Origin of the sequence: Streptomyces sp. NBC_00876 (assembly GCF_045207435.1) — a bacterium.
Taxonomy (GTDB): Bacteria; Actinomycetota; Actinomycetes; order Streptomycetales; family Streptomycetaceae; genus Streptomyces.
Genome location: NZ_CP108800.1, coordinates 7,464,116 through 7,487,995 on the forward strand (window position 1 = coordinate 7,464,116; position 23,880 = coordinate 7,487,995).

Sequence of the window (23,880 nt, forward strand, 5' to 3'; positions counted from 1 at the left end):
TCTCCCGATGATCGCGGGCAGGGCCCGGGTACCTGGGTGGCGCTCCATGAGCACCGCGTATCCCGCCGCGACGCACGAGGAGCAACATGACCCGGCCGCTCCGTGTCGACCTCCTGGTCGCGGAGGATCCGCCGCAGCACGGCGTGACCCTGCTGGCCGACGCGCATGTCGGCCTCGGTCACCACGTACGCGTGCGGCATCTGCGGAACGTCCTGCCGGTTGCCGGGGGCCGGGTGCTGCTGCCGGCGCCGGCGGCCGACGTCGCGCACTCGCGTGCCTCCGCCCTGTGGAGCCTGGACGTCCAGGAGGAACTGGCCCGCAGGGGACACCTCATCGTGAACGCACCGTCCGCCCAGCGTGCCGGGCGCGACAAATGGCTCTGCACCCAGCGCCTGCTGGAGCACGGGGTTCCCGTCCTCCCCACCCTGCTCGTACCTCCCGGAGCCGACGCGGGCGCGGTCATGGAGCAGTTGGGGGAGGACCTGGTGCTCAAGCCCCGTGCCGGTCACAGCGGCCAAGGTGTCATCCGTCGCACCGGCACCGAAGCGATCTCGGTAGAACTGGCAGTGGATCCAGGGGCGTTGGATGCACGCATCGTCCAGCCCTTCGCCGAAGCCGCGGACCGTACGGACCAACGGCTGATCGTGGTGGGCGGCCAGGTGATAGCCGCCTACCGGCGGCATGCGCCCGAGGGTGATTTCCGCACCAACAGCGGTCTCGGTGGCGCGCTGGTCGCGATCCGGCCCGACCGGGCAGCCGTCGAACTCGCCGTGCGCGCAGCGCAGGCGTGCGGACTGGGCATCGCCGGCGTGGACATCCTGGAGAGCCCCGGGCATGGCCCGGTGATCCTGGAATGCAACACGAACTGCGGAGTCGTCGTCGGCCTGCCGACGCTCACCGGCCGAACCGTCGCCCATGAAATGGCCCGCTACGTCGCCGAACAGGCCCGGCCGGTCGGGTGAGCGGCAGGAGACATGTGGCTGCGGACCGCCGTGTGAGCGGCAGGAGACATGTGGCTGCGGACCGTCGTGTGAGCGACAGGAGACATGTGGCTGCGGACCGCCGTGTGAGCGACAGGCAGACGTGCGGGTGCGGAACGGCGCCGGTCAACTATTGGCTTCGGACCAGCCGTTGAAGGCGACGGCCCAGGCCATGACGTCCTGTGCCCTCTTGGCCGAGACCTTCACCGTTGTGCTGTCTCCGTCCCTTCCGCAGATCACGACCGACAGCGCACCCGTCTTCTTCTTGAGGGCGAAGGCGAACAGGCCGGTGGCGAATAATCGGGTCACGGTGATCCGCTTGCCCGTGCCGTCGATGGTCTGAATGCTTGCGCCCTTCGCGGGAGTGTGCCACTGGCCGACTGTCAGGGTTGTGTTGCTGTCGAGGTATATCTGTGCCCCGCGAGGCGGCTGAGGTGGATTCGGAGACGGCATTGGGGGCCCCATTCGCTGGTCGGTCAATCCAATGTGCCAGCGTTACGGAAAGCGGGTGCTGACATTGCCGATCCGTGACCCGGCGTGGGCCGGCCGGCCCCGCACGCGACGACCGGGACCCTGTCGACCGGGGCGAAGGGCTGGGTGACGACTCGGTCGGTGCCGACCACGCATCGCCCGCGGTCCACGGTCGACCGTCCGCTGTCCGCGCCCTCGCGAACGGCCGAATCGTTACGCCGGTCGCGCTCCGCCGGTGCGCTCCAGCTGGATCCTGTGGTGAGCTCCTATGCGCAGCGAATGCTGAACCGGTCCGTAGCGCGGCTCGAAAGGACTCACTTTTCAATAAGTGTCCGGCGCCCATTACTCAATGCCGGACAAGAACAGTGCGCCCCGCAATCACCGTGCAAAAAGTTCAGGAACCGCTATTGCGAAGGCTGGTTACTGAGCCGTAGCGTCCCAGGTGGGCATCGCGGAAACGCGTCCGTAACTGCCCGTTCGACGCACATGGAGTCCAGGTCGCGCCCCCCTTGACCCGGACTCCGCAACGGGACGCCTCAGCCCCTGACCCTCTGTCCAGGGGGGGGCGATCCCGCTGTCGGGGTCCCTGGATCCGGCCCCATGGACCGTGGGGTCCCCGACTCGCACGCCGGAGATCTTGCGCAGATTCCGACAAAGCCCGTGAGCGGCTTTGTCACTCGGTGACAAGTGATCCACACCGAGCACCTGGTTCGTCGATTTCCGCTGTTCAACGGCTTGTCCTGGCGGTTTCGACGGACATAACGTGCGCCTCCTGGTGCATGTGTGACGAGCCGCCATTGGATTTCTCAGAGCCGGAGCGCTGACAGATGACTTCGTTCACCGATACGTCGAGGGAGGGCCGATGGGAATCGAAGTAGTCGTTGAAGGCCTCACGAAATCCTTCGGCAAGCAGAACATCTGGCAGGACGTCAGCCTCACCCTGCCCGCCGGCGAAGTGAGCGTGATGCTCGGGCCTTCCGGTACCGGCAAGACCGTCTTCCTGAAATCCATCATCGGCCTGCTCAAGCCCGAGCAGGGGCGCGTGCTCATCAACGGCGTCGACATGGTGAACAGCCCCGAGCGGAAGATCATGGAGACCCGGAAGCTGTTCGGGCTCATGTTCCAGGACGGTGCGCTCTTCGGGTCGATGTCCCTCTTCGACAACATCGCCTTTCCCTTGCGTGAACACACCCGCAAAAGGGAATCGGAAATCCGCCGGATCGTCATGGAACGGATCGATATCGTCGGCCTCCTCGGTGCCGAGGACAAACTTCCCGGCGAGATATCCGGCGGAATGCGCAAACGGGCGGGTCTGGCCCGCGCACTCGTCCTGGACCCGCAGATCATTCTCTGCGACGAGCCGGACTCCGGACTCGACCCGGTCCGCACCGCGTTCATCTCGCAGCTGCTGATCGACCTCAACGCCCAGATCGACGCGACGATGCTGATCGTCACCCACAACCTCGACATCGCCTCGACCGTCCCGGACAACATGGGGATGCTGTTCTGCCGCAACCTCGTCACCTTCGGGCCGCGCGAGGTGCTGCTGACCAGCGATCTGCCCGTCGTCTCCCAGTTCCTCGCCGGGCGGCGCGAAGGGCCCATCGGAATGTCCGAGGAGAAGGACGCCGCCACCCTCGCCGCCGAGGAGCTCAACGGCTACGGGCGGGGCATCAGTTCGGCCAACGCCCCGCGCACCGTCGTCCCGCAGCTGGAGCCCTCGCCGGGCCTTCCCGTACGGCAGGGCGCCCTGCGCCGCCGGGAGCGGGTCATGGCGATGATGGGGCAGCTGCCGGAGGCCGCCCGTACCGCCATCCTGAACAGCTACAGCCCGGCGGCGGGCGGTGGGCGCCCGTGACCGCCCCCATGCCGGTGCGGCCCCCCGAGCCGCCGGCGGACCGGGTGCCGCCGAAGGTCCCCGAGGAGAGACGCCCGACCCGGCTGCTCGCCCCGCTGCGCGAGACCGGGAGGCTGTTCACGCTCGCCGGGACCGTGTGCCGTGAGACCTTCCGCCGGCCCTTCCAGGTACGGGAGTTCATCGAGCAGTTCTGGTTCGTCGCCAGCGTCACCATCCTGCCCGCCGCCCTCGTCTCCATCCCGTTCGGCGCGGTCATCGCCCTCCAGGTCGGATCGCTCACCCAGCAGCTCGGCGCCCAGTCGTTCACCGGCGGCGCCAGCGTCCTGGCAGTCATCCAGCAGGCCAGCCCGATCATCGTGGCGCTGCTGGTGTCCGGGGCCGCCGGATCGGCCATCTGCGCCGACCTCGGCTCGCGCAAGATCCGCGAGGAGCTCGACGCGATGGAGGTCATGGGCGTCTCGCCCGTGCAGCGCCTCGTCGTCCCGCGGGTGCTGGCCACCATGCTGGTCGCCGTCCTGCTCAACGGCCTCGTCTCCGTCGTCGGCACGCTCGGCGGCTACTTCTTCAACGTGATCATGCAGCACGGCACCCCCGGGGCCTATCTGTCGAGCTTCTCGGCGCTGGCGCAGCTGCCCGACCTGTACATCAGCGAGATCAAGGCCCTGATCTTCGGATTCATCGCCGGCATCGTCGCCGCCTACCGCGGCCTCAACCCGCGCGGCGGTCCGAAGGGCGTCGGCGACGCGGTCAACCAGTCCGTCGTCATCACCTTCATGCTGCTGTTCTTCGTGAACATGGTCCTCACGGCGATCTATCTCCAGATCGTCCCCGCGAAGGGGAGCTGACCGATGTCGATGCTCAGCTGGCTCGACCGATCCGGTGACCAACTCACCTTCTACGTACGGGCCCTGGTCTGGATCCCCAGAACCCTGCGCCGCTACCTCAAGGAGGTGCAGCGCCTGCTCGCCGAGGTCGCCTTCGGCAGCGGCGGCCTCGGTGTCGTCGGCGGCACCATCGGCGTGATGATCGCGATGACCCTGGCCACCGGCACCGTCGTCGGCCTCCAGGGGTACGCGGCCCTCAACCAGATCGGCACCGCCGCCTTCACCGGCTTCATCTCGGCCTACTTCAACACCCGTGAGATCGCCCCGCTCGTCGCCGGGCTCGCCCTCTCCGCGACCGTCGGCGCGGGCTTCACCGCCCAGCTCGGCGCCATGCGGATCAACGAGGAGATCGACGGCCTGGAGTCGATGGGCGTGCGCTCCATGCCCTACCTCGTCACCACCCGCATCATCGCCGGCGTCGTCGCCATCATCCCGCTGTACGCGATCGGGCTGCTCTCCTCGTACCTCGCCTCGCGCTACGTCACGGTCCTGTTCAACGGACAGTCGGCGGGCACGTACGACCACTACTTCAATCTCTTCCTCTCCCCGCAGGACGTACTGCTGTCGGTGCTCAAGGTGCTGATCTTCAGCGTGATGGTGATCCTCGCGCACTGCTACTACGGCTACCACGCCTCCGGCGGACCCGCCGGAGTGGGTGTGGCGGTCGGCCGGTCGGTGCGCAACGCGATCGTGCTGATCAGCGTCACCGACTTCTTCCTCTCGCTCGCCATCTGGGGCGCCACGACGACCGTGAAGGTGGCCGGCTGATGAGTAACCGGACCACGCAGTCGGCCCGCCGCCGAACTGCCGGAGTCGCCTTCCTGCTGGTGCCCGCCCTGCTCATCTGGGTGTCGGTAGCCGTGTACGACAAGCAGTTCACGGACGACGCCATCGTGACCGTACGCACCGGAAGCGTCGGCAACGAGATGCACGACAACGCCGACGTGAAGCTGCGCGGCGTCGTCATCGGACAGGTCCGCGACATCGCGACCGACGGCGAGGGCGCCCGGCTCACCCTGGCGATCCAGCCCGCCCAGCTCGACCGGATCCCGGCCGACGTCACCGCCCAGATGCTGCCCACCACCCTGTTCGGCGAACGGTTCGTGGCCCTCGTGCCGCCGGCCGTGCCCTCCGCACAGACCCTGCGGGCCGGGGCCGTCATCCCGCAGGACCGCTCCAGCAACGCCATCGAGCTGGAAGAGGTCCTCGACAACGTCCTGCCGCTGCTGACCGCGGTGAAGCCGGAGAAGCTCTCCGCCACCCTCAACGCGGTCTCCCAGGCACTCCAGGGCCGCGGCGAGAAGCTCGGCGACACCCTCGTCACGCTCGATGCCCACCTCCAGAAGTTCAACCCCCAGCTCCCCACGCTCAACGCCGACATCAAGGAGCTCGTCAAGGTGACCAGGGTGTACGGGGACGCCGCCCCCGACGTCCTGGACGCGCTCACGGACTTCACCACCACCAGCGGCACCATCGCCGATCAGCAGGCGGAACTCGCCGACCTCTACGGCTCCACGACGGCCACCGCGCAGGACGTCACCTCGTTCCTCCAGGAGAACAAGGACAACCTGATCCGGCTCTCCGCCACGAGCAGGCCGACGCTGGAACTCCTGGCGAAGTACTCCGACGAATTCCCCTGCACGCTGCGGACCGTGGCCGGATTCGTCCCGGCCATGGACAAGGCCCTCGGCAAGGGAACCGACCAGCCGGGCCTGCACGTCAGCGTCAAGTCCGTGAAGTCCCGGGGGAAGTACGTGCCCGGCAAGGACACCCCGGTGTACGACGCCACCGGCGGACCGCACTGCTACTCCGTGCCGTACGTCGGGACGACCGCGCCGACCGCCGCAGGGCGGGCCGCCGCCTCGCTCGCCCCCGGCGACAAGGCGGACACCGGCGAACAGACCGCCGCCGCGCCCACCGGCCGGGACACCGCACTCGGCATGCCCAACTCGCCTCAGGAGAGCCGGCTCGTCAACGAGCTGGTCGCTCCCTCACTGAAAGTCCAGCCGCAGACCCTGCCCGACTGGAGCAGCGTGCTCATCGGTCCGGCCTTCCGCGGTGCGGAGGTGAAGCTCAAGTGAAGCGCCGCTCCCTCGCGGGACCGCTCGCGAAATCGATCGTCTTCATTGTGGTGACCGTTCTGGCCACCACCGTACTGGGGCTGTCCATCGCCAACACCGGGGTCGGGGACACCACCACGTACCGGGCCAGGTTCACCGACGCCACCGGACTGATCGTCGGTGACAGCGTCCGGATCGCCGGGGTCAAGGTCGGACAGGTCGAGTCCATCAAGGTCGCCGACAAGCGGCTCGCCGAGGTCGGCTTCGCCGTCCGCAAGGGACGCAAGCTGCCCGCCTCGGTGACCGCGTCGGTCAAGTACCTCAACATGGTCGGCCAGCGCTACATCGACCTCGACCAGGGCGCGGGACCGGTCGGCAGGAGCTTCGCCGCCGGAGCGACCATTCCGCTCTCCCGCACCACCCCGGCGCTCGACCTGACCCAGCTCTTCAACGGCTTCCAGCCGCTCTTCGAAGGGCTGTCCCCGCCGGACGTCAACCAGCTCGCGGGCTCCATCGTCCAGGTACTCCAGGGCGAGGGCGGCACCGTCGACAGCATCCTCCAGCACGTCGGCTCCCTGACCAGCACGGTCGCGGCCAAGGACAAGGTGATCGGCGAGGTGATCAAGAACCTCAACACGGTGCTGAAGACCGTGAACGACCGGGAAGCCGGCTTCAACGACCTGGTCGACACGCTCCAGAAGCTCGTCACGGGATTCTCGGGAGACCGCAAACCGCTCGGAGAGGCGGTCACCGCGATGGGCGCGCTCACCACGGTCACCGCCGATCTGCTCCAGGACGGCCGCAAGCCGCTCAAGGACGACATCAGGCAACTCGGCCGGCTGTCGGACCAGTTGGACAAGGGCAGCCCGCAGATCGAGAACATGCTGAAGAAGACCCCGGCCAAGATGGAGGCGATCAGCCGCCTCGCCTCGTACGGCTCCTGGCTCAACCTCTACCTCTGCGAGGCCAGGATCAGCGGTGTGACGACCGAGGACGGCAGCGCGCCGCCCACCGGCATCGCGATCACCCAGCCGAGGTGCCTGGCATGAGAATCAGACCCCTGCGCGAACGCAGTCCCGTCGCCGTCGGCATCGTCGGACTCCTCGTCCTCGCCCTCGTCGGCTTCGGCGCCTACCGCGCCGACTCACTGCCCTTCATCAGCGGCGGCACCACCTACACCGCCGACTTCACCGAGTCCGCCGGCCTCGGCGAGGGCGACGAGGTACGGATCGCCGGCGTCAAGGTCGGCGAGGTCACCGGAGTCTCCCTCGACGGCGCCAAGGTCAAGGTCAGCTTCCGGGTCAAGGACGCGTGGATCGGCAACTCCTCCACCGTGGGCATCGCCATCAAGACGCTGCTGGGCGACAAGTACCTCGCCGTCGACCCGCTGGGCACCGGACCCCAGGACCCGGACGAACGCATCACGGCGAGCCGCACCACCTCCCCGTACGACGTCACCCAGGCCTTCAACGGACTGGGCGAGACCATCGGGGAGATCGACACCCAGCAGCTCGCCAAGAGCTTCGAGACGATCTCCGCCACCTTCAAGGACTCGCCCCCCGACGTGAAGAGCGCCGCCGACGGGCTCTCCGCACTGTCCAGGACGGTCTCCGAACGGGACGCCCAGCTGGCCACCCTCCTCAAGGGCAGCAAGCAGCTGACCAAGACCCTCGCCCACAAGAAGAGCAGCTTCGAGACCCTGCTGGAGGACGGCAACCTGCTCCTCGGCGAGATCCAGGCCCGCCGCGACTCCATCCATCTGCTGCTCACCGGCACCAGGGACCTGGGCAGCCAGCTCACCGGTCTGGTCGCGGACAACAACAAGCAGCTGAAGCCGACCCTGGACTCGCTCGGCCGGGTCACCGCCGTCCTGGTGAAGAACCGCAAGAGCCTCGACAAGGTGCTGTCACTGGCCGGCTCGTACAACCGGCTCGTCGGCAACACACTCGGCAGCGGCCGCTGGTTCGACAACTACGTCTGCGGGGTCGTCCCCAGGAACTACCTGCCCGCAGGCACACCTCCGGCGACCGGATGCATGCCACCCAAGCAGCAAGGCGGCCGCTGACATGAGACTCACGCGCATCGTCGGCATCGGCGCCGGACTCGCCGTCGTGGCCGTGGCGGCCACCACCGGGGTGATGGCCATGGACGAGGAGGGCACGACGACCGTCACCGCCTACTTCGACCAGGCCACCGGGGTGTACGCCGGATCGGACCTGCGGATCCTCGGAGTGAAGGTCGGCAGGGTCGAATCGGTGCAGCCGAAGGGCAAGGAGGTCAAGGTCACACTCCGCGTGGACAAGGGCGTCAAGGTGCCCAAGGAAGCGCACGCCGTGGTCGTCGCCCCCAGCCTGGTCGCCGACCGGTACATCCAGCTCGCCCCCGCCTACACCGGGGGACCGGTCCTTGCGGACGAGGCCGAACTGCCGGCCACGAACAACGCGACGCCGGTCGAGGTCGACCAGCTCTACGCCTCCATCACGGAACTCTCCACCGCGCTCGGCCCCGACGGAGCCAATGCGAACGGCGCGCTGGCCGAGCTCCTGGACACCGGCGCGAAGAACCTCGACGGCAACGGAAAGGCCATCGGGGACTCCATCGAGCAGTTCGGCAAGGCGACGAAGACCCTCGACAAGAGCAGCGGCAACCTCTTCGACACCCTCTCCTACCTGCAGACCTTCACCACCATGCTGAAGGACAACGACGGCAACGTCCGCGACGCCGAACAGCAGCTCAACTCGGTCACCGGATTCCTCGCCGACGACAAGGCGAACCTCAGCGCCGCACTGAAGGAGCTGGGCACGGCGCTCGGCCAGGTCAAGACCTTCATCAAGAAGAACCGCGGCGCCCTGAAGGCGAACGTGGACGCCCTGGTCCCGATCACCCAGACCCTGGTGGACCAGCGCGCCTCGCTCGCCGAGTCCATGGACACGCTGCCGCTCGCCGCGGACAACGTGCTCAACGCGTACGACCCGTTGAACCGCACGCTCAACGGCCGTACCAACCTCAATGAACTCTCGATGGGCGGACCGCTCACCGACGAGTCCGCCGGCCTGACCGGCCTCGCACCCGCGGACGCCGCCCGGCAGAAGGCACTGCCCTCGCTGCCGCTGCCCGCGGTGGGCACCGTCTACGGCACCCCCGAGAAGACCGCCACGCAGAAGAAGGGGGCGAAGCGATGAGCCGCGCGCTGCGCAGACCCGGCGCCCGCACGACCGGCGTCGCCGCCGTGCTCGCGGTGGGCGTCGGCCTCGCACTGGTCGCCACCACGGTCGACCTGCCCGCATTCACCGGCATCGACCAGGTGCCCCTGCCCGGCGGCGCGGACCTCGGCGACCACCCGTACGAGATCACCGCCGAGTTCGCGGACGTACTGAGCCTCGCCCCGCAGTCCTCGGTCAAGGTCAATGACGTGGCCGTCGGCCGCGTCACCAAGATCTCCCTGGCCGCGGGCAGCTGGAACGCCAAGGTCACCATGCGGGTCAACGGAAAGATCAAACTGCCCGCGAACGCCTACGCGCACCTGGAGCAGTCCAGCCTCCTCGGTGAGAAGTACATCCAGCTCTCCCCGCCCGCCGCAGGCACCGCCCAGGGGGCCCTCGCCGACGGCGACCGCATCCCGCTCAACCGCACCAACCGGAACCCGGAGGTCGAGGAGGTGTTCGGCGCCCTGTCGATGCTCCTCAACGGCGGTGGCATCAACCAGCTCAAGACCATCACCACCGAGCTCAACAAGGCGCTCACCGGGCAGGAACCCCAGGTCCGCTCCATGCTCAAGCGGGTCAACACCCTCGTGACCGACCTGGACGGGCACAAGGAGGACATCACCGACGCCCTCGACGGCGTCAACCGGCTCTCCGCCACCCTCGCCACCCGCAAGCAGGACGTCGGCACGGTCCTCACCGGGCTCACCCCCGGCATGAAGGTCCTGGAGAAGCAGCGCGGATCACTCATGACCATGCTCCGCTCGCTCGACACGCTCTCCACCGTCGCCGTCGACACGGTCAACAAGAGCAAGGCCGACATGATCGCCGACCTCCAGGCCCTCGCGCCCACCCTCCAGGCCCTCGCCGACTCGGGACAGGACCTGCCCGACTCCCTTCAGGTGCTGCTCACCTATCCGTTCACCGACGAGGTGCTGCGCGGGGTGAAGGGCGACTACCTCAACGTCTACCTGGATGTGACGGCCATGCCCGGCACACAGATCATTCCGCCGATCGTACCGGCCGGGACCACACCCCCGGCTGTCTCCGGCGGCACCGCGCAGAGGTCCGGCGCGGCCCTGCCGCTGCCCCTTCCCTCGGTCACCTCGAGCACGAAGGGGAGCAGCTGATGATCACCCCGGCCATCCGGCTCAAGAACATCGCCTTCCTCGTCATAGCGGTCCTCGTCCTCGGCTACCTGGGCGTGCGCTACGCCGACCTCGGCCACTACATCGGCATGCGCAGCTACTACACCGTCAAGGTCCAGCTCCCGCGGACCGGCGGCCTGTTCACCCACTCCAACGTCACCTACCGGGGCGTGTCCGTGGGCCGGGTCGGACCGATCGAACTCACCGACGACGGGGTGGAGGCCGAACTGCGCATCGACAAGGACGCCCCGTCCATCCCGGACGGACTGAAGGCCGTCGTCGCCAACCTCTCCTCGGTCGGCGAGCAGTACGTCGACCTGCGGCCCACCCGTACCGAGGGCCCGTACCTGGCCAACGGTTCCGTCATCGACCAGGCCGACACCACCGTTCCGGCACCCGTCACCGACGTCCTCACCAGCGTCGACGATCTCGCCGGCTCCGTCGACCTGGAGTCGCTGCGCACGGTCGTCGACGAGTTCGGCACCGCCTTCGAGGGGCGCGGCGACGACCTCCAGGTGCTGCTGGACACCAGCAGTGACTTCGTCGATGCCGCCGACGACGCACTGCCCGTCAACACCCGGCTGATGGTCGACGGCGAGACCGTGCTGCGCACCCAGGCCGAACAGGGCGACGCGCTCAAGGGCTTCGCCTCCGGCGCCAAGGAACTCGCCGCAACGCTCAAGGGATCCGACACCGATCTGCGCAAGCTGATCACGGTCGCCCCCGACGCGACCGCTCAGATCAGCGGACTGCTGCGGGACCTCGACCCGAGCTTCGGTGTCGTCGTCGCCAACCTCCTCACCACCTCTGACGTCGCCGTCACCCGGCAGCGCGGGCTGGAGGAACTGCTCGTGAAGCTCCCCGCCGTCGTGGCGGCGGGCTCCAGCGCGGTCGACGAGAACGGTGCCAGGTTCGGGATGTCGGTCACCTTCTTCGAGCCGCTGCCCTGCACTTCGGGCTACGGCGCCACGACCTACCGCAACGGCCTCGATGTCACGGCCGGCCCCGCGCTCAACACCAGGGCCCGCTGCACCTCGTCACCGGGAACCGGCATCAACGTCCGCGGCAGCGCGAACGCCCCGAAGGGCGGGGCACTGCCCGCACCGGCCATACCCGGCTCGATGCTCCTCTCCGACGACGCGGATCACCGGCTCCCCGGCGCGCTCGGTGTCCCCGCCGCCACCGCCCCGGCCGTCGACGGCATGGCCGGGCTGCTGGGTCTCGGCCAGGGAGGCGGCGCATGACACCCCGTACGAGGACTCTGAGCGGCTGGGCCGTGCTGCTCGCCGCCGTACTGATCTGCGCACTGGGAGGCTGGTCGTACGCACAGGCGCGCGGCGACGAGGACCTGGCGTACGCCAAGAGCCGGGACGCCGCCCTGGCCGACGGGAAGCGGCACCTCGCCCGGCTCAACAGCCTGGACGGCAAGGACGCCAGGAGTGTGAACGCCGGACTCGGCGGCTGGCTCGACTCCTCGACCGGTCCGCTGCACGAACAGCTCAAGCGCACCCGGAGCAAGGACGCGGGCGAGCTGACGAAGTCCGGCTCCACGGCGCGCGGGAAGGTCACCGACGCGGCCCTCACCGCCCTCGACGAGCGGACCGGCACCGCCGAGATGATCGCGACCGTCGATGTCGAGGTCACCCCGCGCACCGGCAAGGGCGGCACCGAACGCAAACGCTTCGAGGCCACCCTCGCCCGGACCGCGGCGGGCTGGAAGGTCAAGGCGCTCACGGCGATCGCGGTCGGGAGCGGCACATGAAGCGGCAGGGAGGGGCGGCGGTCGTGACCACCGGCACGGATGTGGAGGACACCGGGGAACTCGACGCCACGGCAGGCGAGGCGTCGGCGGATGAGGCCGCGGCGGATGAGGCCGCGGCGGACGAGGCCGCGACGGGCGAGACCGCGGTGGATGAGACCGCGGCGGACATCCCGGCGGACGGTGACTCCGGGTCCGGCGAGGGCGATCCGGCACCGGGTGCGGGGCGCCGCCGGCTGCGGGTGGTGGCGGGGGTGCTGGTGGTCGCGCTGCTCGCGGCCGGCGGCGGACTCTTCGCCGCGGGACGCCAGTTGCGCGACACCCCTGCCACCTCCAACCGGGCGCTGACCGACAGTCAGGCCACCACCCGGGTCGCGGGGGACGTCACCAACGCGATCGGCAAGGTGTTCTCCTACAGCCCCGAGGCCACCGCCGTCACCAAGGAGTCCGCGAAGCAGCTCCTCGCCGGCAAGGCACTCCAGCAGTACGCGGCGCTGTTCGGCCAGGTGGAGAAGCAGGCCGCCGACCAGAAACTCACGCTCACCACCCATGTCGTACGCGCCGGAGTCACCAGGCTGACCCACGACAGCGCCCACCTGCTCGTCTTCCTGGACCAGGTCTACGAACGCAAGGGCAAGGCCGCCAGCAGGGCGGCCGCGCAGCTCTCCGTCACCGCCCGACTCCGCGACGACCACTGGACGATCGTCGAGATCGCCTCCAGATAGCGCGGCAGCGGCCGCAGGCGGCACCGAGCGCACGCAGCACAGCACCGCACAGGCAGCACAGCACAGCACAGACCGGCCGGCAGGGAGAGGCAGCAATGGCACGGGTACGGATGACGAGGAATCCGCTGGTGGCGGCAGCGATCGTGCTGACGGTCGCGGCGGCCGGCGCCGCGGGCTGGGGCGGGGTGTCCCGGTACCAGGCGGCGCACGACGGCTCGGCGGCGTACGCCCAGGCCCGCGACGACGTACTGGCCGCAGGCGAGCAGGCCGTGCAGAACATGAACACGCTCGATCACGAGCGGCTGGCCGATGGACTCGACAGCTGGGAGGACTCCACCACCGGGGACCTGCACCAGCAACTCATCGACGGACGCGACGGGTTCGTGAAACAGATCCAGGCGGCGAAGACCGTCAGCACGGCCAAGGTGCTGTCCGGTGCGGTCACCGAGCTCGACGACCGGGCCGGCAAGGCGGGCGTGATGGTGGCGCTGCGGGTCACCGTGACCGCGCCCAAGGGGAAGCCCGCGGTGAAGGAGAGCCGGATGCTGGGGCAGCTCACCCGTACCTCCGAGGGGTGGAAACTCAGCGCCCTCGGCCAGGCGCCCGTAGGCAACACCGCCGGCTGACCCGACCGACTCGCCCCGCACCGAGAGGAACCCCGGACATGTCGACGACCCGTCACCTCGTCAACCGGCAGCGCCGCCTGGCCACCGTCGCCGCCGAACGCACAGCCGCACCCGCCCCCGTACCCAACCCTGTTGAGCCCGGGAAGCTGCCCGACGACAACACCGGCAAGGACGCAGCCGGCGTGGAGGCCGCCGATGGCGAGGCGGAACCGCAGGAGAAGCCGGAGAAGCCGGAGAGCAAGGAGCCGCGGCCGGGCCGGCCACCTCGCCTCCGGATCCGGCTGCCCGCCGTGCTGTGTGCCGCGACCGTGCTGCTCGGCGCCTTCGCCGTCTGGTCGTTCACCTCCGCCGGCAGTCTGCGTGACGACCCGAGCCGGCAGAACACCGCGCTCACCGACATCAGCCGCACCAGCGAGGTGAAGGGGCAGATCACCGAGGCCGTCGGCGCGGTGTTCTCGTACAACTACGCCTCGCCCGCCAAGGCCGACGCCGCGGTGAAGACCTATCTCACGGGCAGGGCGGTCCAGCAGCACCGGGACATGCTCGCCGAGGTACGGGCGCAGGCGCCCAAGCAGAAGCTCGTCCTCACCACGACCGTCACCGAGAGCGGCGTGGAGCTGCTCGACGGCGACCGGGCCCGGCTGCTGATCTTCGCCGACCAGAGCAACACCCGTACGGGCAAGTCCGAGGAGACCACGTACGCCGCGGCCATGTTCGCCGTGGACGCCGTCCGCCGGGGTGGTACCTGGCGGATATCCGCCATCGACACGTTCACCCGGTGACCCGGGGGAGAGGAGAGCACGCATGAGGTTCAACGGCACCATGCGCCGCGGACTCGGCGGCACCGCGGCCGCCGTCGCCGCGATGGCAGCGCTCACCGCGTCCCAGGCACCGGGACTCGTCGCACAGGACAAGCCGCAGAAGCAGACCAGGGAGACGGACGAGGTCAAGTGGTCGGAGGTACCCAACGACGACTCGTACCACACCGAACTCCCGCCCCTGAAGAGCCCTGAGCCGCCGAGGGCCGGGGTCGAACGGAGCCCGGCCGCCGTCCAGTCGTGGGCCGAGGCCGGCATTCCGGCCACCGTCCTCGCCGCCTACCGCAAGGCGCAGAGCGCGCTCGGGCGCAGTGACCCGGGCTGCCGCCTCCCGTGGCAGTTACTGGCGGCGATCGGCAAGGTCGAGTCCGGGCACGCGGGCGGCGGCCGGGTCGACGTCCACGGCACGACGCTCTCCCCGATCCTGGGACCGGTGCTCAACGGCGCCGGCTTCGCGAACATCCCGGACACCGACGGCGGGGCGTACGACGGCGACAAGACCTACGACCGGGCGGTCGGCCCGATGCAGTTCATCCCCTCGACCTGGGCGCACTGGGGGAGGGACGGCAACGGCGACGGACGCAGCGACCCGAGCAACGTCTACGACGCGGCCCTGGCCGCCGGAGCGTATCTCTGCGCCGGGTCGCGCGATCTGACGGTGGGCGGCGATCTCGACCGGGCGATCCTGAGCTACAACCACTCGGACACCTATCTGCGCACCGTGCTGTCCTGGCTGGAGTTCTACCGCAAGGGCACCCACGCGGTGGCCGACGGCAAGGGCACCGTCCCCAAGAGCCCCGGCGCCGGCAGCCCGAACGAGCCCAAGCGCCCCGTGGGCGGCCCCGGCACCGGCGACGGTGACGGCGGCGGCATCGAGGTCGGTCCGCAGCCCAGCCACTCGCTGGACCCGACGACTCCCGGATCCCCCGGCCCCACGCCCGGCGAGTCGGGTTCCCCGGACCCCGGCGGCTCCACCGACCCGGGCCCGTCGCCCGACCCCACCGACACCGGCTCCAGCACCCCGGATCCCTCCACGACTCCCGACCCGGGCACCACCCCCGACCCGAGCACCTCGCCGTCCGGTCCGGGCTGCCCGACGGACACCGCGTCGCCGGACCCGACGGACACCACGGGCTCCACCGAGTCGCCGTCGCCGGACCCGACGGAGACCGGGGAACCCTGCTCCACGGCCTCGGTGCCGCCGGCCGCCGGCTGATCCCGGCGGACCGGTTCAGCCGTCCCCCTGCTGATCCCGGGGGACCGGTTGAGCCGTCCGCCGTCCGATCCCGGCGGAATCGTTCAGCCGTCCGCCGACAGCACGGAGGCCAGGTCGTACCGCACCACCTCTTCCAGCTGCGCGTAGGTGCAGCCGGCGGGGGTGCGGTCCGGCCGCCACCTGCGGAACTGGGTGGTGTGGCGGAACCGGTTGCCCTCCATGTGGTCGTACGCCACCTCGCAGACCCGCTCCGGACGCACCGGAACCCAGGACATGTCCTTCTTCCCCGACCAGCGGCTCGGGGCGCCGGGCATCCGGGCGTGCTCGTGCGCCTCGGCGTCCGCCCAGGACCCCCAGGGATGGCCGGCGACATCGGTCACCAGGGGTTCGAGTTCGGTGACCAGCTCGGCCCGGCGTTTCATGGGGAAGGCCGCGCAGACGCCCACGTGCTGCAGAACACCCGCCTCGTCGTGCAGACCGAGCAGCAGCGAGCCGACGACCGGGCCGCTCTTGTGGAAGCGGTAGCCCGCCACCACACAGTCGGCGGTCCGCTCGTGCTTGATCTTGTACATCACCCGGGTGTCCGGCCGGTACGGCAGATCGAGCGGCTTGGCCACGACCCCGTCGAGCCCCGCCCCCTCGTACCGTTCGAACCACTCCTGGGCCACGGCCGGGTCGGTGGTCGAGGGGGCGAGATGGACCGGGGCGCAGGCCTCGGCGAGCGCGGCCTCCAGCACCGCACGGCGGTCGGACTGGCGGGTCTCCAGGAGCGAGTCGTCGCCCAGCGCGAGCAGGTCGAAGGCGACCAGGCTCGCCGGGGTCTGTTCGGCCAGCAGCCGCACCCGGGAGTCGGCGGGGTGGATGCGCTCACTGAGCCGGTCGAAGTCCAGCCGCCCGTCGTACGCGATCACGATCTCGCCGTCGACGACACAGCGCGGCGGGAGGTTGTCCCGGACCGCGCCGACCAGCTCGGGAAAGTAGCGGGTCAGGGGCTTGCCGGTGCGGCTGCCGATCACCACCTCGTCGCCGTCCCGGTGCACGATCGCCCGGAAGCCGTCCCACTTCGCCTCGTACTGCATGCCCGGCGGGATCCGTTTCACGGGCTTGGCGAGCATCGGCTTCACGGGCGGCATCACCGGCAGGTCCATGCCCCGATTGTGGACCGTACGGCGAGCGGAGTCCTCCGATATGCGGCATATGTGCGCCCGGCCTACCGTGGCCGACATGGCATCAGCGGGTAAAGCGGTGGAACTGGACGCGGCCGGGCGGGCCGTCCGGCTGTCCAGTCCGGACAAGATCTACTTCCCGGAGAAGGGCTACACCAAGAGGGACGTGGCCGAGTACTTCCTGGCCGTCGGCCCCGGGATCATCCGCGCCCTGCGTAACCGGCCCACCACCCTCCAGCGGTTCGTCGACGGGGTCGAGGGCGAGTTCTTCTACCAGAAACGGGCCCCGAAGAACCTCCCCGAATGGATCCCCACCGCCGAGATCGCCTTCCCCAGCGGACGCCCCGCCCACGAGATCTGCCCCACCGAGGTGGCCGCCGTCATCTGGGCCGCCAACCTCGGCACGCTCACCTTCCACCCCTGGCCCGTCCGGGGCGGTGACACCGACCACCCCGACGAACTGCGCATCGACCTCGACCCGCAGCCCGGCACCGACTACGCCGACGCGGTCCGGGCCGCCCACGAACTGCGCTCCGTCCTGGACGACCACGGGCTGCGCGGCTGGCCCAAGACCTCCGGCGGCCGCGGCATCCACGTCTTCGTCCCCATCGAGGCCCGCTGGACGTTCACCGAGGTCCGGCGGGCGACCATCGCGGCCGGGCGCGAGCTGGAGCGCCGGATGCCCGACCGGGTCACCACCGCCTGGTGGAAGGAGGAGCGAGGCGAACGGATCTTCGTCGACTTCAACCAGACCGCCCGGGACCGCACGATCGCCTCCGCCTACTCCGTACGCCCCCGCCCGCACGCCCCGGTCTCGGCGCCCCTGCGCTGGGAGGAGATCGACGACGCACGGCCGCGCGACTTCGACATCCGGACCATGCCGGTGCGCTTCGCGGAACTGGGTGATGTGCACGCGGACATGGACCAGGAGGCCTTCCGGATCGACGCACTGCTGGAGCTCGCCGACCGCGACGAGAAGGAGCGCGGCCTCGGCGACATGCCCTATCCGCCGGAGTACCCGAAGATGCCGGGCGAACCGAAGCGGGTGCAGCCCAGCCGCGCCCGCCACGACGGGGACGACGAGGCATGAGCGAGTCCGGCCCGGAGACCGAGCATCCGCACGGGGCGCACGGCCGGCCACTGACCCGGGGCCAGAAATGGGCGGAGTTCAAGAAGTCGCCCTACTACCCGGCGACCGTCCTGGTGTTCATCCTCGCCGCCGCGGCCGGACTCTTCGCCGGCTCCTACACGTACGCGATGGCCAATCCGACCCCGCACCGGATTCCGACCGCGGTGGTCAGCCAGCCGGACACGGCCCGGGGCAAGGAGTTCGTCGCCGCGATGGACAAGGCCCTGGACGCCTCCCTCGTCATCCATGTCTTCGCGACTCCCGCCGCGGCCCGCGAGGCACTGGAGGAACAGCAGGTCTTCGCGATCATCCGGTCCGGCAGCCGCGGGGTGGCACTCGATGTGGCCAGTGCCTCCGGCGCCGCCGTCGCCCAGGTGCTCACGGAGTCCGCGGTGAAGGTGGGGCACGCGCTCGACATCCCCATCGCCGTCGTCGACGTCAAGCCACTTCACAAGGGCGACCCGCGCGGACTCGCGCTCTTCTACATCACGCTCGCCGCAGTCGTCATCGGCTTCGTCGGCTCCACCCAGATGAAAGTGCACGCCAAGGGCCTGCTGCCGCCGGAACGGATCGCGTTCACGATCGCCTACGCGCTGCTCGGCGGGTTCTGCATCGCCGCCGTGGTGGACTGGCTGCTGGGCGCCGTCCAACTGCCGTTCTTCGAGTCCTGGATGATCCTGTCGTTCACCATGTTCACCACGGGCATGGTCTTCCTCATGTTCCAGACCCTGATCGGGCAATGGGCCATGATCCCGACCTGGGGCCTGATGGTGCTCCTGGGGAACCCGTCCTCCGGCGGAGCCGTGTCCTGGCCGCTGCTGCCGTCCGTGCTCGGGCACATCGGACGCTGGCTGCCGCCCGGAGCTTCCGTCAACGCCCAGCACACCGCCGTCTACTACCAGGGTCACCAGCGGATCTTCCCGTTCCTGGTGCTCGCGGGCTGGGCCCTGGTCTCCTGCACGGTCTTCTGGGTGGGCACCCGCCGCAAGCAGGGAGGCCGCGACCACATGCCTGAGCACGAGGCCACGGCCACCTGATCCCACGAGCGTGGTTACAGCTCCTGGATGCGGATGTCCCGGTAGGAGATCACGTCCGAGGTGCTGTGGACCTGGAGCCCGATGTACCCGGAGGCGTACCGCCGGCCGTCGGTGCCCGGGTCGTCGCCCCGCGGCGGCTCGAAGACCTGGCCGCCGGTGTTGTCGAACTCGTTGAGCAGGACACCGTTGCGGTAGACCGAGTAGTGCTGGTCCACCACCCGGATCTCGTAGTCGTTCCAGGTCCCCTTGGGGGTGACCCCGGCGCCCGCGAGACCCACCCGGTCGAACCCGTAGACGGACCCGGTCTTGTACATGTCGCCGTCCGGCCGGTCGTTGACCTGGATCTCATGGCCGTACTTGATGGCGACCCACTCCGGACGCGACTCCTCCGGGTTGTCGTGGACATTGGGGAACCGTACGAACACCCCGCCGTTGGCGTTGCCCGTGCCGGGGGCGTCGTCCCGCCACTGGAGCTTCAGCGAGAAGTTCTCGTACCGGCGTTCCGGGAACCAGAGCATGCCCATGCCGTCCACCGTGGTGGAGCTGGTGATCGCGCTGTCCGCCTCGTTGAGCGCGAACTGCCCGCCGCCGACCTGCTGCCACTTGGCCAGCGAGGCGGCCGTGCCGTCGAAGAGCTTGCGGTAGCCCTCGTCCTGGCCCGGCCTGCCGATGCCGGACTGCTTGGCCGCCCGGTAGATCTTCGTGTGCTCGCGGGCATCGATCACCCCGGCGGTGAGCAGCTTGTCGAGGACCTTGTCGACGTGCTTGAGGAACAGCGCGTGCGACGACCAGTCCTTCTCGTCCTCGATCAGCTCGTTGATCGTGCAGCGGTTGCCTGTGATGCGGTTGGGGACCCCGGTGTCGACGGTGCCCACGATGACGGTGAGGCGTTCATCGAACTCCGGGCAGTTCGGCGCCGGTACGCCGCCGCTCTGCGCGACGGTGAACGACACCTTCCTCGCCGCAGAGGTGTTGCCCGCCTTGTCCGTGGCCCGGTGGGCGACGGTGTGGTAGCCGACGCGGTCGACGATGACCGTGGCCGTGTAGGCGAGGTACGGGCCGTCGTCCAGGGAGTACTCGACCTTGTCGACCCCGGTGCCGGCGTCGGTGGCGGTGACCGTCACCTTGGCGCTGGTGAGGTAGGCGCCGTCCGAGTTCTTGTCGCCCTCGACCTTCGCGGACGTCTCCGGCGGCGTCGTGTCCTGGGTGGGGGGCTCGACGACGGTGAACTCCACCGCCTTCTCGGCGGCCGCGTTGCCCGCCTTGTCGGTGGCGCGGTAGCGGATCTTCTGCGCCCCCAACTCGTGCACCATCACGGGACCGGCGTACGGCTGCCAGGCGCCGTCCGCCCCGAGCGCGTACTCGATGGTGTTGACGCCCGACCCGGTGTCGGACGCGGTGACGGTGACCGTCGCCATGCCCAGGTACTGCCCCTGGTCGTCCTTCTCCCCGGACACGGTCGCCGATGTCTCGGGAGCCGTCGTGTCGTCCGTCGGCGGAGCGGCGACTGTGAACTCGGCCGTCTTCTCGGCGGCCGCGTTGCCCGCCTTGTCGGTGGCCCGGTAGCGCACGGTGTGCGCGCCGACCTCGTTGACGACGACCGGCACGGTGTACGGCTGCCAGGCACCGTCCGCCCCGAGGGCGAACTCGACGGTGCCGACGCCCGAACCCTCGTCGGTGGCGGCGACGGTGACCGTCGCCTGGCCGATGTAGGCGCCGTCGGCGTTCTTGTCGCCGTCGACCTTCGCCGAGGTCTCGGGCGCGGTGGTGTCCTCACCGCCGCCCCCTTCGGTGACGGTCAGGATGCCCTGCATCGCCTCGTGCCCCGGCATCGTGCAGTGGTAGAAGTACCGGCCGGGGGAGAGCGTGACCTCCGCCGTCTGCTTGCCGCCCCGGTCGTCGCCCGGGTTGGCCAGCAGGTTCAGCGGGACGTCGTTGTTGAACTCCGGGTCCGAGATGCTGAAGGTCAGCGTGTGCGGCATGCCCGTGGTGTTCCCGGTCGCCGCACTGTTCTCGAAGACGATGGTCGCCTTGCCGGCCACCGCCGTCTTCGGCGCTGACAGGTAGTGGTCGATGGAGTCGCCCGCCGTCCAGGTCAGCACCTGGTCGGCCGCCGCGTCCGCCGGGGCCGCCGTACGGCCGTACGCCGCCGTCGAGGTCAGTCCCAGCACCATCAGGAACGACCCCAGCAGCGCGAGCCACAGCCGCGCGGGCCGGAACCGCCTGCGGAAGAAGATCGAACGGTGTCTCACTGCACTGCCGCCTTCCTGGCCAGATCCTTGACGGCCGGGGTCGCTGCGCCGCCCTTGTACGTCACACGCCACAGCGCGGACTTGGAGTCGGAGGTGAAGAAGCCGCGCCCGTAGTCCAGGACGTACAGCGAACCGTCCGGGGCGAACTTCCAGTCCATCAGGTTGCGGATGCCGTCCGCGCCCACCGGGATGATCTTCTTGAGCGACTCGGCGTGGGTGGGCAGACCGCCCTTGCCGGCCGTCCTCGGATCGGTGAGCACGGCGTGCCGCGGCTGCGTGTCGTCGTAGAAGTCACCGACGAACCACTTGCCGTCCCAGTACGAGGGCCACTTGCCGGCGCCGGTGCTCGCCGCGTCGTACCGGTAGACCGGGCCGTTCATCGTGGCCTGGCCACCGCCCTTGAGCCAGGGCAGGAGCTGCTTCTGGTCCTCCACCTTGTAGCTCGGGATGCCGTTGGCGTCGCGTGGGTAGTCCACGCCACCGCCCTGCGGCGAGTACCAGATGGTGTTGGACGTGATCGGCGGCAGATTCACCAGACCGTCGTTGTTCGGCGACTCGTTCTTGGGGTGGTCGCAGTCGTACCAGCCGAGCGGCTTGCTCGGGTCGGGCAGATTGCGGTCCCGGTAGGGCTGCTTGTTGCCCATGCAGTACGGCCAGCCGTGGTTGCCCGCCTGCGTGATCGCGGAGAACGTGTCGTACTTGGCAGGACCCCAGGTGGTGCTCGGGGAGCCCGCGTCGGGGCCGACCCAGCCCGCGTACAGGGTGTCGGTCGACTTGTCGATGGAGATGCGGGCCGGGTTGCGCACGCCCATCACATAGATCTCGCCGCGGGTCTTGCCGCCGCCCTCGTCCGGTTCCTTGCCGGTGAAGAGGTTGCCCGCGGGCAGGGTGTAGGTGCCGTCGTCCTCGGGGTGGATCCGCAGGATCTTCCCGTTGAGGTTGTTCGTGTTGCCCGCGGTGCGCCGGGCGTCGGCGAACGAGACGCCCTTGTAGTTCGGCTGCGGGTTGTTGCCCGAGTAACCGTCGCTGAAACCGGAGGAGTTGTTGTCACCGGTCGCGATGTACAGGTTGCCCTTCGAGTCCCATGCCATGCCGCCGCCGGCGTGGCAGCAGCTGTGGATCTGGACCGGCCAGTGCAGCAGCACCTTCTCCGAGGACAGATCCAGCTTGTTGGTCGCCAGGTCCAGGGTGAATCGGGAGACCTGACGGACCGCCATCTGCTTGTCGCGGTCGATCTTGTCGTGGGGTGTGTAGTGCAGGTACACCCAGCCGTTCTTCTCGAAGTCCGGGTCGAGCTCGATGCCGAGCAGGCCCTCCTCGACCTTGATCAGCTCGTCGCCGCCGCCCTTGTTCCCGAAGATGGTCAGTTCACCCGCGAGGGTGACCTTCTTGGTCGTCGGGTCGTAGACGTGGATCTGTCCCAGACCCTTGCCGATGTTCGGGTCGTTCCAGTCGGTGACGACCGGCTTGCTGCTGTCGGCGCCGCCGCGGCCGATGTACAGCACCCGTCCGTCGGGGGCGGTCACCAGGCCGTGCGGCTCGCCGATCTGGTCGTTCCGGCCGGGCTGATTGGGCTGAGTGACCTTCTCCGCCGTGTAGTTGGAGGTGATCGTCGCCTTGCAGTCGGCCTGGGAGATCCGGGTCGTCCAGTCCAGCGCGCCGCGCAGATGGTCACGGAAGTCGGCCTCGGCGAAGCTGTCGGCCGTACCGCCCATGGCGGTGTAGAAGGACCGGCCGCCGTCGTAGTCACGGCACCAGGAGACCGGGTGGTCCCAGCCGTTGGCACTCGCGCCCGGCTTGTAGGTGATCTCGCGGACCCGTGCCACGGTGTGCACGCTGCCGGACGGGTTGTCCTTCCAGTTCAGCCACTTGTCCGGGCGCTTCCACTCCAGCGGCAGGTTCTTGGTCGCCGGGTGCTGCCGGTCGCCGATCTCCACCGTCGCACGCTGTACGGAGGTGGGGCTGCCGGCCGCCGGACGCGCACCGACCAGTCCGGTGAACCAGTCCGAGTACGGCTCGGTGCGCGCCGCGTCATGGATGCCGAGGAAGCCGCCGCCGGCCTCCATGTACGCCTCCAGGCCGGCCTCCTGCTCCGGGTCGAGGACATCCCCGCCACCTGTCAGGAAGACGACGGCGTTGAACTTGCCGAGCTTCCTGCCGTTGGTGAAGACGGCCGGGTCGTCGGAAGCCACGGTGGTGAACCTGCCCGCCTCCGGTCCGGTGAGCCCGATCTTCTCGATCGCCGCGATACCGGCGTCGACCGTCGGGGACTCCTCGGTGGCCGAGGCGTGGAAGACGAGCACCTTGACGTCGGCGCCGCCGGGTGGCGACGGCAGGGACAACGTTGTCGCCATGGCCCCGGGCATCCCGGGGTCCGGCCTGGCACTGGCGGCATTGCCGCCGAGCAGGGATGCGGTCATTACGCCGGCCGCCAGGGCCGCCGCAACACCGCGTCGCGATCTGGACCTGTGATGTGGTGTGCGCTGCATGTGGTCACCCACCCCTCTTTGGTCACTGCAACAGCGCATGAAGCTAGACCTCTTTTCGC

General features: G+C 69.4%; 21 protein-coding genes. 17 read left to right on the forward strand and 4 right to left on the reverse strand.

What is annotated here, in order from left to right:
* Positions 1 to 86: 86 nt before the first annotated feature.
* Positions 87 to 962, forward strand: coding sequence for a RimK family alpha-L-glutamate ligase (locus OG782_RS32665; RefSeq protein ID WP_406457203.1), 876 nt, complete (start codon positions 87 to 89; stop codon positions 960 to 962).
* Positions 963 to 1,106: 144 nt separating this feature from the next.
* Here the strand turns inward: OG782_RS32665 and OG782_RS32670 are convergent, their stop codons facing one another.
* Complete coding sequence (locus OG782_RS32670; RefSeq protein ID WP_406457205.1) at positions 1,107 to 1,289, reverse strand: hypothetical protein; 183 nt, start codon at positions 1,287 to 1,289, stop codon at positions 1,107 to 1,109.
* A gap of 1,024 nt (positions 1,290 to 2,313) precedes the next feature.
* Here OG782_RS32670 and OG782_RS32675 point away from each other — a divergent pair.
* The 14 genes from OG782_RS32675 (at position 2,314) to OG782_RS32740 (ending at position 15,748) form a co-directional block, all read left to right on the forward strand.
* Positions 2,314 to 3,309: an ABC transporter ATP-binding protein gene (locus tag OG782_RS32675; RefSeq protein ID WP_406457207.1), complete on the forward strand. Its 996-nt coding sequence runs from the start codon at positions 2,314 to 2,316 to the stop codon at positions 3,307 to 3,309.
* Positions 3,306 to 4,154: an MlaE family ABC transporter permease gene (locus OG782_RS32680; RefSeq protein WP_406457209.1), complete on the forward strand. Its 849-nt coding sequence runs from the start codon at positions 3,306 to 3,308 to the stop codon at positions 4,152 to 4,154. Before OG782_RS32675 ends, OG782_RS32680 begins: the two co-directional genes overlap by 4 nt.
* A gap of 3 nt (positions 4,155 to 4,157) precedes the next feature.
* Positions 4,158 to 4,961, forward strand: a complete 804-nt coding sequence (locus OG782_RS32685; RefSeq protein ID WP_406457211.1) for an MlaE family ABC transporter permease — start codon at positions 4,158 to 4,160, stop codon at positions 4,959 to 4,961.
* Positions 4,961 to 6,274: an MCE family protein gene (locus tag OG782_RS32690; protein WP_406457213.1), complete on the forward strand. Its 1,314-nt coding sequence runs from the start codon at positions 4,961 to 4,963 to the stop codon at positions 6,272 to 6,274. The genes OG782_RS32685 and OG782_RS32690 overlap by 1 nt, the downstream gene beginning before the upstream one ends.
* Complete coding sequence (locus tag OG782_RS32695; RefSeq protein ID WP_406457215.1) at positions 6,271 to 7,302, forward strand: MCE family protein; 1,032 nt, start codon at positions 6,271 to 6,273, stop codon at positions 7,300 to 7,302. The genes OG782_RS32690 and OG782_RS32695 overlap by 4 nt, the downstream gene beginning before the upstream one ends.
* Positions 7,299 to 8,318: an MCE family protein gene (locus OG782_RS32700; protein ID WP_406457217.1), complete on the forward strand. Its 1,020-nt coding sequence runs from the start codon at positions 7,299 to 7,301 to the stop codon at positions 8,316 to 8,318. The genes OG782_RS32695 and OG782_RS32700 overlap by 4 nt, the downstream gene beginning before the upstream one ends.
* Before the next feature lies 1 nt (position 8,319).
* On the forward strand, positions 8,320 to 9,435 hold the full coding sequence (locus OG782_RS32705) for an MCE family protein (RefSeq protein WP_406457219.1): 1,116 nt from the start codon (positions 8,320 to 8,322) through the stop codon (positions 9,433 to 9,435).
* A complete protein-coding gene (locus tag OG782_RS32710; RefSeq protein ID WP_406457221.1) occupies positions 9,432 to 10,586 on the forward strand; it encodes an MCE family protein in 1,155 nt (384 codons plus the stop codon). The genes OG782_RS32705 and OG782_RS32710 overlap by 4 nt, the downstream gene beginning before the upstream one ends.
* The gene (locus OG782_RS32715) at positions 10,586 to 11,848 is read left to right on the forward strand and encodes an MCE family protein (protein ID WP_406457223.1); all 1,263 of its coding nucleotides are present in this window, start codon (positions 10,586 to 10,588) and stop codon (positions 11,846 to 11,848) included. The genes OG782_RS32710 and OG782_RS32715 overlap by 1 nt, the downstream gene beginning before the upstream one ends.
* Complete coding sequence (locus tag OG782_RS32720) at positions 11,845 to 12,366, forward strand: hypothetical protein (protein WP_406457225.1); 522 nt, start codon at positions 11,845 to 11,847, stop codon at positions 12,364 to 12,366. Before OG782_RS32715 ends, OG782_RS32720 begins: the two co-directional genes overlap by 4 nt.
* Complete coding sequence (locus OG782_RS32725; protein WP_406457227.1) at positions 12,363 to 13,088, forward strand: hypothetical protein; 726 nt, start codon at positions 12,363 to 12,365, stop codon at positions 13,086 to 13,088. The genes OG782_RS32720 and OG782_RS32725 overlap by 4 nt, the downstream gene beginning before the upstream one ends.
* A 95-nt stretch (positions 13,089 to 13,183) precedes the next feature.
* Positions 13,184 to 13,714, forward strand: a complete 531-nt coding sequence (locus OG782_RS32730; RefSeq protein WP_406457229.1) for a nuclear transport factor 2 family protein — start codon at positions 13,184 to 13,186, stop codon at positions 13,712 to 13,714.
* 38 nt (positions 13,715 to 13,752) lie between these two features.
* Positions 13,753 to 14,496 carry a hypothetical protein gene (locus OG782_RS32735; protein ID WP_406457231.1) on the forward strand — a complete coding sequence of 248 codons (744 nt, stop codon included), beginning with the start codon at positions 13,753 to 13,755 and terminating at the stop codon, positions 14,494 to 14,496.
* A gap of 22 nt (positions 14,497 to 14,518) precedes the next feature.
* Positions 14,519 to 15,748, forward strand: a complete 1,230-nt coding sequence (locus tag OG782_RS32740; protein WP_406457233.1) for a lytic murein transglycosylase — start codon at positions 14,519 to 14,521, stop codon at positions 15,746 to 15,748.
* 83 nt (positions 15,749 to 15,831) lie between these two features.
* On the opposite strand, the gene OG782_RS32745 is transcribed toward OG782_RS32740, so the two are convergent.
* Positions 15,832 to 16,896, reverse strand: a complete 1,065-nt coding sequence (locus OG782_RS32745) for an ATP-dependent DNA ligase (RefSeq protein ID WP_406457235.1) — start codon at positions 16,894 to 16,896, stop codon at positions 15,832 to 15,834.
* Positions 16,897 to 16,993: 97 nt separating this feature from the next.
* Here OG782_RS32745 and ligD point away from each other — a divergent pair, with 97 nt between their 5' ends.
* A complete protein-coding gene (gene ligD, locus OG782_RS32750) occupies positions 16,994 to 18,004 on the forward strand; it encodes a non-homologous end-joining DNA ligase (RefSeq protein ID WP_406459396.1) in 1,011 nt (336 codons plus the stop codon).
* Positions 18,001 to 19,080 carry an ABC transporter permease gene (locus OG782_RS32755; protein ID WP_406457237.1) on the forward strand — a complete coding sequence of 360 codons (1,080 nt, stop codon included), beginning with the start codon at positions 18,001 to 18,003 and terminating at the stop codon, positions 19,078 to 19,080. Before ligD ends, OG782_RS32755 begins: the two co-directional genes overlap by 4 nt.
* A gap of 14 nt (positions 19,081 to 19,094) precedes the next feature.
* Here OG782_RS32755 and OG782_RS32760 read toward each other — a convergent pair whose 3' ends face one another.
* Both OG782_RS32760 and OG782_RS32765 read right to left on the reverse strand, forming a co-directional pair.
* Positions 19,095 to 21,332, reverse strand: a complete 2,238-nt coding sequence (locus tag OG782_RS32760) for an OmpL47-type beta-barrel domain-containing protein (protein ID WP_406457239.1) — start codon at positions 21,330 to 21,332, stop codon at positions 19,095 to 19,097.
* On the reverse strand, positions 21,329 to 23,821 hold the full coding sequence (locus OG782_RS32765; RefSeq protein WP_406457241.1) for a ThuA domain-containing protein: 2,493 nt from the start codon (positions 23,819 to 23,821) through the stop codon (positions 21,329 to 21,331). Before OG782_RS32765 ends, OG782_RS32760 begins: the two co-directional genes overlap by 4 nt.
* Positions 23,822 to 23,880: the final 59 nt, after the last annotated feature.